Source organism: Leucobacter luti, from assembly GCF_050310065.1.
GTDB lineage: Bacteria > Actinomycetota > Actinomycetes > Actinomycetales > Microbacteriaceae > Leucobacter > Leucobacter luti_B.
Genome location: NZ_CP190007.1, coordinates 647,731 through 661,045 on the forward strand (window position 1 = coordinate 647,731; position 13,315 = coordinate 661,045).

11 protein-coding genes and 1 riboswitch are annotated in these 13,315 nt (G+C 70.8%); of the genes, 1 reads left to right on the forward strand and 10 read right to left on the reverse strand.

Translation table 11 applies throughout. From position 1 onward, the window contains the following. Window positions 1–85 precede the first annotated feature (85 nt). The 10 genes from ribH to ACOPJ3_RS02955 form a co-directional block, all read right to left on the reverse strand. On the reverse strand, window positions 86–574 hold the full coding sequence (gene ribH, locus ACOPJ3_RS02910) for a 6,7-dimethyl-8-ribityllumazine synthase (RefSeq protein WP_427870334.1): 489 nt from the start codon (window positions 572–574) through the stop codon (window positions 86–88). Window positions 575–643: 69 nt separating this feature from the next. Continuing rightward, window positions 644–1,909 carry a GTP cyclohydrolase II gene (gene ribA, locus ACOPJ3_RS02915; RefSeq protein WP_427870335.1) on the reverse strand — a complete coding sequence of 422 codons (1,266 nt, stop codon included), beginning with the start codon at window positions 1,907–1,909 and terminating at the stop codon, window positions 644–646. Further along, window positions 1,906–2,565, reverse strand: coding sequence for a riboflavin synthase (locus ACOPJ3_RS02920; protein ID WP_427871163.1), 660 nt, complete (start codon window positions 2,563–2,565; stop codon window positions 1,906–1,908). Before ACOPJ3_RS02920 ends, ribA begins: the two co-directional genes overlap by 4 nt. Beyond that, the gene (gene ribD / locus ACOPJ3_RS02925; RefSeq protein ID WP_427870336.1) at window positions 2,565–3,695 is read right to left on the reverse strand and encodes a bifunctional diaminohydroxyphosphoribosylaminopyrimidine deaminase/5-amino-6-(5-phosphoribosylamino)uracil reductase RibD; all 1,131 of its coding nucleotides are present in this window, start codon (window positions 3,693–3,695) and stop codon (window positions 2,565–2,567) included. Before ribD ends, ACOPJ3_RS02920 begins: the two co-directional genes overlap by 1 nt. Before the next feature lie 57 nt (window positions 3,696–3,752). After that, a riboswitch (FMN riboswitch) is annotated at window positions 3,753–3,890 on the reverse strand. A 96-nt stretch (window positions 3,891–3,986) separates the two neighbouring features. Beyond that, entirely contained in the window at window positions 3,987–4,409 is a 423-nt protein-coding gene (locus ACOPJ3_RS02930) for a DUF1801 domain-containing protein (RefSeq protein WP_427870337.1), read from the reverse strand. A gap of 28 nt (window positions 4,410–4,437) precedes the next feature. Beyond that, complete coding sequence (locus ACOPJ3_RS02935) at window positions 4,438–5,133, reverse strand: DUF1345 domain-containing protein (RefSeq protein WP_427870338.1); 696 nt, start codon at window positions 5,131–5,133, stop codon at window positions 4,438–4,440. Further along, window positions 5,130–7,283 (reverse strand): bifunctional lysylphosphatidylglycerol flippase/synthetase MprF, encoded by a 2,154-nt coding sequence (locus tag ACOPJ3_RS02940; RefSeq protein ID WP_427870339.1) that lies wholly within the window; start codon window positions 7,281–7,283, stop codon window positions 5,130–5,132. Before ACOPJ3_RS02940 ends, ACOPJ3_RS02935 begins: the two co-directional genes overlap by 4 nt. A gap of 244 nt (window positions 7,284–7,527) precedes the next feature. Next, window positions 7,528–8,538 (reverse strand): tryptophan--tRNA ligase, encoded by a 1,011-nt coding sequence (trpS, locus tag ACOPJ3_RS02945; RefSeq protein WP_427870340.1) that lies wholly within the window; start codon window positions 8,536–8,538, stop codon window positions 7,528–7,530. Between the two features lie 45 nt (window positions 8,539–8,583). Next, entirely contained in the window at window positions 8,584–9,447 is an 864-nt protein-coding gene (locus ACOPJ3_RS02950) for an exodeoxyribonuclease III (protein WP_427870341.1), read from the reverse strand. A 58-nt stretch (window positions 9,448–9,505) separates the two neighbouring features. After that, window positions 9,506–10,384: an exodeoxyribonuclease III gene (locus ACOPJ3_RS02955; RefSeq protein WP_427870342.1), complete on the reverse strand. Its 879-nt coding sequence runs from the start codon at window positions 10,382–10,384 to the stop codon at window positions 9,506–9,508. Window positions 10,385–10,606: 222 nt separating this feature from the next. Between ACOPJ3_RS02955 and ACOPJ3_RS02960 the strand changes: the two genes are divergently transcribed. Further along, on the forward strand, window positions 10,607–13,249 hold the full coding sequence (locus tag ACOPJ3_RS02960) for a LuxR C-terminal-related transcriptional regulator (RefSeq protein WP_427870343.1): 2,643 nt from the start codon (window positions 10,607–10,609) through the stop codon (window positions 13,247–13,249). Window positions 13,250–13,315 lie beyond the last annotated feature (66 nt).

Below are 13,315 nucleotides of genomic sequence, written 5' to 3' on the forward strand. Positions count from 1 at the left end.
TGCGGCTGTGCGGATCCCGGCCCGCGCCGCTGTGCGGATCCCGGCCCGCGCCGCTGTGCGGATCCCGGCCTGCGCCGCCGTGCGTCTACCCGCGCAGCGCCCGCTGCGCGGAGGCCAGGTGCAGCGCGGCCTCGGCGGCCTCGCGCCCCTTGGCCTCGGGCGCGCCGGGACGGCCGGAGCGGTCGAGGGCCTGCTGCTCGGTGTCGGTCGTGAGCACGCCGAAGCCGACCGGCTTGCCCGCGTCGAGCTGCGCGCGGGTGAGGCCGTCGGTCACGGCGTTGCAGACGTAGTCGAAGTGGGGCGTGCCGCCGCGGATGATGACCCCGAGGCACACCGCGGCGTCGAAGCCCCCGCCGCCGGCGTCGCGCGCCGCGAGCGCCGTCTGCGCCGCGAGCGGGAGCTCGAAGGCGCCAGCGACGCGAACGACCCGCGCCTCGCCGCCGAACTCGGTGATGGTGGCCTCGGCGTCGCGGATCATGGGCTCCATGATCTCCTCGTGCCAGCTGCCCGCAATGACCGCGACCCGGAGGCCGCTCGCGTCGGAGGTGAGGTCGGGGGCTCCTGCGCCGCTCATGTGGTCTCCTTCTGGTGTTCTGGGTGCGGTTCCGGATCGGGATCCCGGGCCGGATCGGGGGAATTGGTGCTAGAGGTTCGTGACGTCGGCGGGGATGTCGTGTCCCATCCGGTCGCGCTTGGTCGCGAGGTAGCCGGCGTTCGTCTCGTTCACGCCGACGATGAGCGGAACCCGCTCGACGACCTGGACGCCGTGCGCCTCGAGCTGCGACGCCTTCTCGGGGTTGTTCGTGAGGAGACGCACGCGTGAGATCCCGAGCTCGGCGAGGATCTCTGCGGCCGCGGTGTAGTCCCGCGCGTCGGCGGGAAGGCCGAGCTGGAGGTTGGCGTCGAGCGTGTCGACGCCCTGCTCCTGCAGCTGGTAGGCGCGGAGCTTGTTCGCGAGGCCGATGCCGCGGCCCTCATGCCCGCGAAGGTATACGACGACTCCGCCGCGCTCGTGAACGTGATCGAGTGCCGCCTGCAGCTGCGGCCCGCACTCGCACTTGAGCGAGCCGAAGGCCTCGCCCGTGATGCACTCGGAGTGCACGCGCACGAGCGCCTCGGGGCCGATGGGGGATCCGTCCGGGTTCGCCGCGACCAGGGCAATGTGGTCCACTCCCGCCTTGCGGTCGCGGAACGCCATGGCGCGGAACTCGCCGTGCTCGGTCGGCAGCATCGTGTTGGCGCGGAGGCTCACGCTGCGGTGCGTCGTGGCCTCTGCGGGGCGCCCGCCGGGCTCATGCTCGTCAAGGTATGCGATGAGCTGCTCGATCGTGATGACGGGCACGCCCTCGCGGGCGCCGAGCTCGATGAGCCCGGGGAGGCGCATCATCTCGCCGTCCTCGGCCACGATCTCCGCGATCGCCGCGACGGGGCGGAGGCCCGCGAGGCGCATGAGCTCGACGCCCGCCTCGGTGTGGCCGGCTCGGGCGCGCACGCCGCCGTCGACGGCGCGCAGCGGCAGGATGTGGCCGGGGCGCCGGACGTCGGTCGGAACGGCGTCCGGATTCGCGAGGGCGCGGAGCGTCGTGGTGCGGTCGGACGCGCTGATCCCGGTCGTGACGCCGTGCGCGGCGTCCACGGTCACGGTGTAGGCGGTGGCCCGCACGTCCTCGTTGCGCTCGACCATCATGGGAAGTTCGAGCTGATCGGCGATTTCGTTCGACATCGGCGCGCACAGGAGGCCCGACGACCAGCGCACGGTCCAGGCGATCCACTCGGGCGTCGCGAGCTCGGCCGAGATGATGACATCGCCCTCGTTCTCACGGTTCTCGTCGTCGGCGACGATGACGGGGCGGCCGGCGCGGACGGCCTCGAGGGCCTCCTCGATCGAGGAGATTCCGGAATTGCTCATGAGAGGGTTCCTTCGGTAGTGCTGGTGGTCTGGGAAGCGTCGAAGCGCAGCATGCGCGCGACGTGGCGGGCGAGGATGTCGGTCTCGACGTTCACGCGGTCCCCGGGCGCGAGCGCCCCGAGCGTCGTCGCGGTGAGCGTCTCGGGAATCAGGGAGACCTCGATCCAGGGCGACTCGGCCGCGGGCTCCGAGACGTCGGAGACGGTGAGCGAGACGCCGGCGAGCGTGACGGAGCCCTTGTCGACGACGAGGGGGGCGAGCCCGCTCGGGATCCCGAAGCGGAGCGTGCGCCACGCCTCGTGAGGGGTCACCGAGATGAGTTCGGCCGTGCCGTCGACGTGACCCTGCACGATGTGCCCGCCGAGGCGGGCGTCGGCGCGCATTGCGCGCTCGAGGTTCACGCGCGACCCGGGGGAGAGGTCGCCGAGGGTCGACATCCGGATCGACTGCGCCATCACGTCGGCCGCGAAGGTGCCGCGGCCATCGGGGGTTTCGCTCTGTTCGACGACCGTGAGGCAGACGCCGCTCACCGCGATCGAGGCGCCGTGCACGGCGTCGCTCGTGACGACGGGCCCGGCGATCGTGAGCCGGACGGAGTCGCCGGCGGGTTCGATCGCGACGATCTCGCCGACCTCTTCGATGAGTCCTGTGAACATCACTCTCCCTCTTCCTCTTCCTCTGCTTCGTGCGCGAGCACGGCCGAGACCAGCAGGTCGGGGCCGAGCCTCTCAACGCTGACGTCGCGGAGCCGGACGATCCCGCGCATGCTCGCGATCCCGAGATCCCCGAGCGCGAGCCTCGGCCCGCCGAGGAGCGCCGGTGCGACGTAGACGAGCACCTCGTCGGCGAGGCCGGCCGCGATGAGCGCGCTCGCGACGGTCGGCCCGCCCTCGACGAACACCCGGTCGATCCCGCGTTCCGCGAGGCTCGCGAAGTCTTGAGCGAGGTCCTCGCCGGTGAGCCGGATCGGCGCATCGAGCCCGCGGGCCGCAAGCGCCGGGTGGCTCAGGATCCTGGCTCCCGCGGGGATCTCTCGGCGCCCGAGCACGACGGGCACCGGCTGCGAGCCCGCGGGCACGAGCAGCTCGCCCCCGGCGTCGCGGGCCGTGAGCGAGGGGTCGTCGGCGAGGAGCGTGCCCGTGCCGACGAGGATCGCGTCGGCCTCGGCGCGCCTCGCGTGCACGTGCGCGCGCGCCTCGGGCGAGGTGATCCACTGGCTCGTGCCGTCGGCGGCGGCCGCGCGGCCGTCGAGGCTCTGCGCCCACTTGACGGTCACGTGCGGACGGCGGGAAGAATCATGGCCCGAGCGGCGCAGATCCGGCGCCTCAGCGGTGCCCGCGCGCCTCGCCAGCCAGCCCGCGAGGAGATCCCGCGCCTGATCGGGCAGAACGTCGGGGAGCACCTCGACGCCGGCGGCCGCGAGCGTCGCCGCGCCCCCGCTCGAGGCGTCGCCGGGATCGCCGAGCGCGTAGGCGACGGCGCCGATGCCGAACTCCGCGAGCGCGACGGCGCACGGGCCCGTGCGGCCCGTATGGTTGCAGGGCTCCAGTGTCACGACGGCGGTGAGCTCGGCGGGGCGGTCGCGCCACTCGGCGGGGAGCGCCGCGAGCGCCTCGATCTCGGCGTGGTTCGTGCCAGCGCCGCGGTGCCAGCCCTCGGCGACGATCCGGCCGTCAGGCGCGAGGATCGCGCACCCGACCATGGGATTCTCGTTGAGCTCGGGACCGCGGCGAGCGATGTCGAGCGCGCGACGCATCGCGCTCTCGATCAGTTCCCGCTCAAGCATCCGGTCCCGCAATTCCGCCCAGGTCCGGGTACGCAAGGGACCACGAGCGTGCGTGGCTCTGCGTTCCTCTCATCCGGACTCGAGCCCTGGGGCCCATCACCGTCGGTGCCGGAGTTCCACCGGCTCGGCCACGCGGATGCGCGGCTCGCGGACTTTCACCGCCGGTTCGGATTCTCACCGACCCCGGAACACGTTCCTCATCGTAGCCTCTCGCGCGGGTCGCCGCACCGATGGCGTCATGATTCCGCGCTGAGCGCAACGAAGATCACCCCTGGCGTGGGGGCGCAGCCACTACCCCCAGGTTTCGCGGGTCTCCGCGAGCGAGCGCTCGAGCATGCTGCGGAGCACGTCGGTGTCGACCCGGCTGAGCCGCGTCAGATAGAGGCACACCTTGCTCGCGCGGTGCGGGCCGAGGCCGGCCATGAGGTCGGGCCAGCGCTCCGCGAAGTCGTTCGGCAGGTAGATCGTGTGCTGAGACTTCGCAGTGGCGAAGGCGAGGAGCGGCGCGCGGCCGCCGTGCCCCGTGTCGTATCGGTACTCGTACTCGCCGAAGCCGATGATCCGGTCGGCCCACACGACGGGCTCCAGGCCGCTCACCTCGCGGTGCATCGCGAGGAGCTCGTCGGCCTCCGCGCGCCGGGGGCCGGCGGCCCGATCCAGCGCCTCGGCGACCGGCAGGTCAGACGGCGACATCGCCGGTTCCTTCGCTGCCATTGCTCTCCCTCCAAGAAATCGGTCCGGATCAGCTGAACAGCTCGGCGAAGAGCCGCCCGTCCGAGATCACCTTCATCGTCAGGCCGATGATGAGCGCGTTAAAGAAGAAGGCGAGCGTCGTGTGCCAAACCACGGTCCAGCGCATGCGCGTCGTACGGACCTTCACGTCTGAGACGGCGAACGTCGTGGCGTTCGTGAACGCGAGATAGGCGAAGTCCGAGATCCGCGGCGAGGCCGTGCCGGGGAACTCCAGCGGGGGCTCCGTAGCGCGGTGGTAGTGCGAGAAGTAGATCCGCGCGTATCCCCAGTTGAACATGACCCAGGAGAGCAGCATGGCCCACACCGCCGCGAACTCGGCGACGGGATTCGGCTGAGCCGCGCCGAGGCTCGTGATCAGGTCGAGTGCGACCGACAGCCCCATGAGGCTCGAGCCGAACGTGGTGAGCGTCGAGAGGAGGCGGGCGAGCGGATGGCCGATGAGGATCCGGGTTGCCGCCGTCTCTGGCGCGCGCCGGCGCGCGGAAACGTTGAGGGCGAGCGCGGTGCCGCCGAGATATGCCGTGGCGAGTATGCACCAGGTCAGTAGCTCGAGCATGTTCACGATCTCGTCGTTCTCCCACAGCAGGCGCCAGGCGAGCCAGACGAGGGTCAGCTGCATGAGCATGCCGAAGATCTCGCCGGCGATCGCAAGCCCGGTGGCGAGTGAGTCGCGCCGAGTCGTCACGAGGCGGTCTCCTTCGCCGGCCGGCCCTTCGGCGAGGAGGCGGGCTGGATCGCCGCCGCGGACGCGGCGAGATCCCGCAGCGACGCGTCCGGGAGGTAGGCGCGCGTGAGCGCGATCCCGATCCGGGGCAGGTCGCCCTCGTCGCGATAGAGCAGGGACAGCGGCTCGGAGCGGGGATTGAACTTCTGCTTGAAGCGGTGCAGCGACTTGAAGCCGTAGAGCGGCTCGATGAGGCCGCCGATGCGCTCAAGCACCTGGTCGACGGGGCCGGCCTCCGAATCCTCGGGGCGCACGAGCGGCGCACCCGAGAGGGAGACGAACTGGTAGCCCTGCTCCGCGAAGCGCTGCGCCGACGACGCGATCAGGAACTCCATGACCGGGCCGAAGCCGCCGTCCCTGCGCCTCATGAGGTCGAGGGTCCAGCCGACGACGCGCGGCGTGCCGTCCTCACCGGCCGGCCCGTACACCGGCAGCCAGGAGGTCACGCCGTGCAGATTCCCACCCTCGTCGACGGCGATCCCGACCCACACCTCGGGGTCGAGCGCCTCCTCGACGGTGCCGAGCGTGAAGCGCATCTCGGGGAGCCCCTTGTCGCCGGACCACTGCTCGGAAATCGCGCGGACCTGGGCGAGCACGCCCCACGGAGCCTCGGAGAGCCGGACCAGCTGGAACTCGATGCCCTCGCGCTTGGCCCTGTTGATCGCCGTGCGGACCGCGCCCCACGCCTTCCCCGTGAACTGCAGCTCGGGCAGGTCGACGAGCGTGTCCTCGGCGACGATCACCGAGCGCCAGCCCTCCGGCCGCACGGCGTCGACCTCGCGGCTCGCGGAGAAGACGCACGGGGTGAGGCCGGCGCGCTCTGTCGTGCGCGCGAACTCGGCGAGCACGGCGCCCATCTCGCCGGGAGGGGCGACCGGATCGCCGAGCCCGATGGCGACGCCTGCGTGATCCTGGTACGCGACCGCGCCGGCGCCCTCGGGGCCTGCGGCGATCCGGCGGTTGCCGTCCCACGTCGTCATCCAGGAGATCGTGCCGCCGCCGGAGGTCTGCAGACGCTCGATCAGCTCGTCGCGGCTCAGCCCGCGCGCCCCGAGGCTGCGGCGCGAGCGCCGCAGCGGCACCGTGAACGCGCCCCGCGCCGCGATGAGGAGCCCGACGAGGGCGATCCAGAGCACGCCGGGGGCAACGACGAGGGCGATGATCTCGCCCTCCGAATCGATCAGATCGAACTCCAACAGCAGCGGGATCAGGGCGATCGCGAGGGCACCGCCGACGAAGTTGAAGAACGCGAGCACGAGGGCGCCGATCCACGCGACCCTGAAGCCGCGGCGGAGGCCGTTCGCGAGCAGCAGGATCACGACCACGTCGATCGCGACGTCGACGACGCCCGCGCTCGGGTCGTTCTCCCCGAGCGGGCCGCGGAACGGGATCACGAGGTCGAGCAGCTGGATCGCGCCGATCGCGATCATCGCGGCGAGCGCGATGAGCCGCCACTCGCGGACGCTCGGCCGACCGGCCGGGTGGCGGAACGCGGGCAGCCAGCCGCTCGCGAGGAGCGCCGCAACGATCGACACCGAGTGCTCGAGGTCGGCGAGGTGGCCGAGGTAGAGGACGGAGATCCCGACCCACAGGCCGATCGCGATCCTGGCGCGCAGGCGCCAGGGCGCCGGGAGTGTCGCGATGGCGAAGACGAGGGTCGTGAGCGCCGCGCACGAGGCGCCGGCGTCGTAGTCGCCGGCGAGGCGGGCGGCCCAGGGCCAGCCGCTCGGGGCGAGGAGGAGCAGGATCCCGGCCGCACCGAGCACGCCGACGACGTGGCCCGCGAGGGCGAGGCCCGCCGTCCGGAGGGCGCCGAAGCGCCACTCGGCCCAGCCGAAACCGCCGATCACGAGCGGGAGGAGGGTCAGGTAGACGAACGGGTGGTCGACGAAGAAGGGCGACGTGAGGAGCGTCCACCAGCGGCCGTCCTGGAGTGAAGGGAGGCCGGTGGCGACGTTCGGGTACCAGAGCTGGTCGGAGGCGGCGGACGTGAGGGTGCCGGTCGTCGCGCCGACGATGAGCATCGCGGCCACGAAGGCGATCGTGAAGGGCGTGCGGCGGACGAGCGCGAGAGCGCGCACCACAGGAGGCTGGACCCCGGCGTCAGTCATGTACACAGTCTAACTTCCCGACCTTGCCGGTTCTGCGCTCCATGCGCGAATTGTCATCGATAAAACGCACACGGAGGGCAGAACCGGCAAGGTGTAGCGAGTGTTTGGGGTGGGCACCGCGTCCAGCCGCAGCGCTCAGCCAGAGATCTGCGCTCAACTTCACGATCTTCGGCAGACAGCCTTCTTGAGTGCCGAACTCTCGGTGAGTGCAGAAGAGACGCGGAGGCGCCCCGCGGAACTGCAGCTAGCGGCGGAGGAGGCCGATGCGGTCGTAGACCGTGTCGAGGGTGCGGCTCGCGACCTCGTTCGCGCGGTCTGCCGCGCCCGCGAGGAGGCGGTCGAGCTCGGCCGGATCGCCGAGCAGCTCCTCGGTGCGGGTGCGCACGGGCTCGAAGGTGCCCTCGACGACCTCGACGAGACCCTTCTTCAGGTCGCCGTAGCCGCGGCCCGCGAACTCCGCCTCGATCGACGCGATGTCGCGCCCGGTCAGCACCGAATAAATCGTGAGCAGGTTCGAGACGCCGGGCTTCGCCTCGCGGTCGAAGCGGATCTCCCCGTCGGCGTCGGTCACGGCGCGCATGATCTTCTTCTTCGTCACGTTCGCCGGGTCGAGCACCTTGATGAGACCCGCCTCGGTCGCGGCCGACTTCGACATCTTCGCGGTCGGATCCTGCAGGTCGTAGATCTTCGCGGTGCCCTTCGGGATCTCCGCCTCGGGGATCACGAAGGTCTCGCCGAAGCGCGAGTTGAAGCGGTTCGCGATGTCGCGCGTCAGCTCGACGTGCTGGCGCTGATCCTCGCCCACGGGGACCGAGTTCGCCTGGTAGAGCAGGATGTCCGCGGCCATGAGCACGGGGTAGGTGAAGAGCCCGACCGACGTCGTGTCTGCACCGAAACGCTGCGACTTGTCCTTGAACTGGGTCATGCGGCTCGCCTCGCCGAAGCCGGTGAGCGTGTTGAGTACCCATGCGAGCTCGGCGTGCGCCGGCACGTGCGACTGGATGAAGAGCGTCGACTTCGCGGGGTCGATGCCCGCGGCGATGTACTGCGCCGCGGTGCGGCGGGTGCGCTCGGCAAGCTCGGCCGGATCCTGCGGCACCGTGATCGCGTGCAGGTTGACCACGCAGAAGAACGCGTCGAAGTCCTCCTGCATCCGGGTCCACTGCTTCAGCGCGCCGATGTAGTTGCCGAGGTGTAGCGAGTCGCTCGACGGCTGCATGCCGGAGAAGATGACGGGCTTTGCGGTTTCGCTCATGGCTGTGCTTTCAGTGTTCAAGAGTGGCAAGAAATAGTGCGGTGATCAGGCGTCGCGGCGGTAGTCCACGACGACGGGCGCGTGATCCGACCAGCGCTCGGCGTAGGACGCGGCCCGGTCGATCCGGTAGTCGGCGACCCGCTCCGCGAGCGCGGGGGTGACGACGTGGTAGTCGATGCGCCAGCCAGTGTCGTTGTCGAATGCCTGGCCGCGGTTCGACCACCAGGTATAGGGGCCGTCGACCTCGCCGGCCCAGCGGCGGCCGACGTCGACCCAGCCGAGGCCGGGGCCCTCGCTGCCGTCGACGCCCGTGATGGTCTCGCCGAGCGCGCCGAAGTAGCGGTCGAAGTAGGCCCGCTCGCGGGGCAGGAAGCCGGATCGCTTCACGTTGCCCTTCCAATTCTTGATGTCGAACTCCCGGTGGCCTACGTTGAAGTCGCCGACGATCGCGGCGAGCTCCCGCTCCTCCGCGAGCTCACCCATGCGCTCGCCCATCGCGTCGAGAAACGCCCACTTCGCCTCCTGGCGCGGGGTGCCGACCTCGCCCGAGTGGGTGTAGTTGCTCACGACGGTGAAGGGGGCGCCGCCGAGCTCGAAGTCCGCCTCGATCCAGCGGCCGGAGGACTGGATGCTCTCCTGCGCGTCGAGCGCGCCGAGGCCGACCCGGTGCGCGGCCGCGGGCACGCGGCTCGCGATCGCGACGCCGGCGCGGCCCTTGATCTGGCAGGGATCGTGCAGGATGTGCCAGCCGTCGCCGAGCAGGGCCTCCAGGTGCGAGTCGTCCGCCCGCACCTCCTGCATCGCGAGCACGTCGACACCGCGGGCCTCGAGCCAGTCGCCCATGCCCTTCTTGAAGGCGGCGCGCACGCCGTTGACGTTTACGGAAGCCAGACGCAGGGATTCAGCCATGGTCCCAGTCTAGTTGGAGCCTCTGACAGCGACCCGGCGGGCAGGCTCGGGAACCGGCCTAGAACACCATCGGACGGTCGTACTCGTCCTCGAACATGCCGCCGAGCAGGGTCGGATCGATGTCGGCGACGACCGGCACGTGGTCGCTCGGCGCGTCCCCCTTGCGCTCCTCGCGCTCGATCGCGGCCCCGGTCACCGCGTCGGCGAAGGCGCGCGACGCCATGATGAAGTCAATCCGCATGCCCTCGTCCTTCGGGAAGCGGCCGGCCTTGTAGTCCCAGAACGTGTACCCCGACGGCACGATCGGCCGCACGACGTCCTCGACGGTCGGCGCGAAGGACGCGAACATCGAGCGCTCCTCGGGGGAGACGTGCGTCGAGCGGCCGACCTCGAAGCTCGGGTCGCCCATGTCCGCGTCGAGGGGCGCGATGTTCCAGTCGCCCATGAGGGCGAGCGGCAGCTCGGGATCCTCGGCCAGCCACCCCTCCGCGCTCGTGCGCAGCGCCTCGAGCCACTCCAGCTTGTATGCGAGGTGCGGGTCGTCGAGTGCTCGGCCGTTCGGCACGTAGAGGCTCCAGAGCCGGAGGTCGCCGACCGTCACGCCGAGCGCGCGCGCCTCGAGCGGGAGCCCGTTCGGCCCGGTGCCCTGCACCTCTTCCTGCCCCTTGATGGGCTTGCCGAAGCCCGGCATGCCCGGGAAGCTGCGCTCCACGTCGGTCATCTCGTGGCGGCTCGCGAACGCGACCCCGTTCCACTGATTCAGGCCGTGGATCTCGAGCTGGTATCCGGCCTGCTCGAACGCCTCGACGGGGAACTGATCCGGCCGGCACTTGATCTCCTGCATCGCGAGCACGTCGATGTCCTCGCGGACGAGCCAGTCGACGACCCGCCCGAAGCGGGTCCGGATCGAGTTCACGTTCCAGGTGGCGATACGCATGCAGCCAGCCTATCGGCGGCCGCGACCGCCCCGGCAAGGGATCGCTCCACAGTATCCGGAAAGCGAATCCACATCGAACAAGAATTGACATCCGGGCACGCCCCGAAATTGGTTATAGTGCACAATTGGCCTGTATCGAATTTGCGAATTCGTCAATCCGGGGTGAGAATCGGCCTTACTCCGACGGTCACCTGGGGGCGGCCCGGAGCTGGGAGGTGCGTCATGGCTGGCGCTTGGGGTGGGGGAGCCACAAGAAAGTACGACGTCGCCGCTGCGCGCGCACGCGCCGCGGAGTCGCTGCACGGGAGACGAGACCGGGTGCTCGAGAAACTCGAGCCGGCGGGATCCGTCACCGTGCTCATCGGCGACCCTGGGCGCGGCAAAGGCTACCTCGCGGAGCGCTCCGCGCACGCCCTCGCAGACCGCCTCGGCAGGCCGGTCGAGGTTCTCGTCTTGCCCATGGCGAGACCCGAGGGCGGGGTCGCCTCGATCCTCGAAAGCTACCTGCCCGAGACCGCGCGGGTCGACGACGATACCGTGCCGTGGGCGAGGCGGCTGCGCGAGCGGTTTCTCGAGCTCGCCGACGGCCGCGAGCTCGTGCTCGTCGCCCCGGACGCCGACGAGTGCGCGCCCTGGGATCTGTCGCTCCTCTCAGCGGTGTGCCGCGGGACCACGATCCGCCTCATCGTCACGGCGCGCCGGGTCACCCGCGACATCGATCGCCTCCGCAGGGGACGCAGCGCGTCGACGCTCTCGATCGGCCCGCTTGAGCTCGAGGAGAGTCAGCAGGTGCTCTGTGCGCTGCTCGGCGTGGACCGCATCGAGGCGGGCACCCTCCGGCGGTGGCACGACGCATCTGGCGGCAACAGTTACGGGCTCGCGGCGCTCGCCGTCGCGAACGACCAGGCCGGTCGCGTGCGCCGGGCGCGCGGGGCGGCGTGGGTCGTCGACGACGAGGCGGCGATCGAGGTGCCGAGCTCCTATGCGCAGCTCATCGCCGCGTCATCGAATGACGACGAATGGCGCATGCTGGAATTCGTCGCGATCGCTGAGCCCATCGGGGAGACTGCCCTGCTGAGCGGACTCGACACCGCGGTGCTCGCGACCCTCCTGCACGGCGGACTCGTCGTGTCGCGCGATCGCGGCAGCCGGCCCTTTCTCCAGATCTCCCACCCGCTGTTCAGCGCGTCGATCCGCGCGTCTATGGCGCCGGCGAGGCGCGAGGAGCTGAACGCCCTCGTGTTCGAGATTTTGGACCGCGGGCGCGGGCACCTCGATCCGATGCAGGATCCGGAGCGGCTCATGCGGCTCGTCGCGTTCGGCACCGCAGCCGGGCGCGATCTTCCCATCGACTGGCTGTGGGCGGCGTTCACGCGGATGGCTCGTGCCGGCGATCCGGTGACCGCGCTGCGGCTCGCCGTCGCGGTCGCTTCGCACCCCGGCGCCGAGGTGCCGATGCGGGGAACCGCGCTGGTGCGGGCGACCCGGCTCGCCCGGTTGCTCGGCGAGGACGCGACGCTGCGGGCCCAGGTCGAGCGGATTGACGATCTGCTCTCGGATCCGGACGCCGTCGATCTCGTCGACGAGCGGCTCAGGCGAGCACTCGAAACCACGGCCCTCAGGGAGCGGGTGTGGGCGGGGGAGCCCGGTGACGAGGTGCTCGGTGAGATCGCGGAGCTCCTCGAGGGGGATGGGGGTGACCGGGTGGCGGCCGAGACGCTGCGGAGCACGCGACTCATCATCCTCATGGCGTCTGGCCGCCTGCGCGAGGCGCTGGAACACATTCCCGGTGAGGATATCCACCCGGATCTCAGGGTCGAGTGGGCGAGATCCCCCGCGCGGGCCTCTCGCTCGATTCTGCTCGCTCAGCAGGGGGATCTCGAGGGCGCGATCGACTGCGCGACGAAGGCGCACATGCTCAGCAAGCTCGGCACCCGCGCCCGCTCCGGGGCTTCGGATCTGCACGGCTTCGCCTGGATGCTGGCGGAGTGGGCGTCCGGAGACGCCACGGGGCTCCGCGACGCGCTGCAGGTGCTCACGACGGAGCTCTCCACGGAGGACCTCGGGGAGGTGCGTGCCTCCGGCCTGATGGATACGGCCGAGGTGCTGCTCGCGCTCCTCGAGTCCAGATGGGCCGACGCCGATGAGCAGGCCGAGCGCCTGCTCGCGCGGCTCAAGCGGGCCGACAGCTACTGTGTCTCGCCGTTCGTCTGCGCCGCGCGCGGCCTCGCGCTCGCGGTGCTCGGCGAGGGCGCCGCCGCGACGCGGTTGCTGCGCGCGGCGATCGACCCGAGGCCGGGGCTCACCCGGGCCATGGCCGGCTTCCGCGATGTCCTGATCCTGCGGGCGAAGCTCTGGATCGACACCGCCGACGCCGTCGAGTTCGCACGGTCCATGGCCGATGACTGGCAGCGCGAGGGCTTCCCGCTCATCGAGGTCCAGGCGAGACACGTGATCGCCGCGGAGACCGTTCGCGCGCCCCGCGGCGAGATCGCGCGCGTCCTCGAGCTCGCCAGCGCGCTCGACAACCCGATCGGCGACGCGATCCGCGCCCACATGGACCGCCTGGTGCAGCTGGGCGATGAGGACGGCGAGATCGAACCCGAGATCAGGCTCCTTGCCGAGCTCGGCCTGTGGCTGCCGGTGTCGACGACGGTCGACCTCACGCCGCGCGAGCGCGAGATCGCGCTCATCGCGGGGCTCGGGTACTCGAGCAAATTCATCTCGGAGCGGCTGCACATCTCGACGCGCACGGTCGAGCATCACCTCGGCAACGTCTTCGCGAAGCTCGGGATCGACAAGCGCGACGACCTGCGCGAGTGGGCCGCGCGACTGCGCTCGGACCGACGCGCGCGGAATAGGTAGTTTTCCCCGATCCCAGATCGTTTCCCTGTCTTTATGGTGCGGAATATCGCAGCTAAACACGGGGGG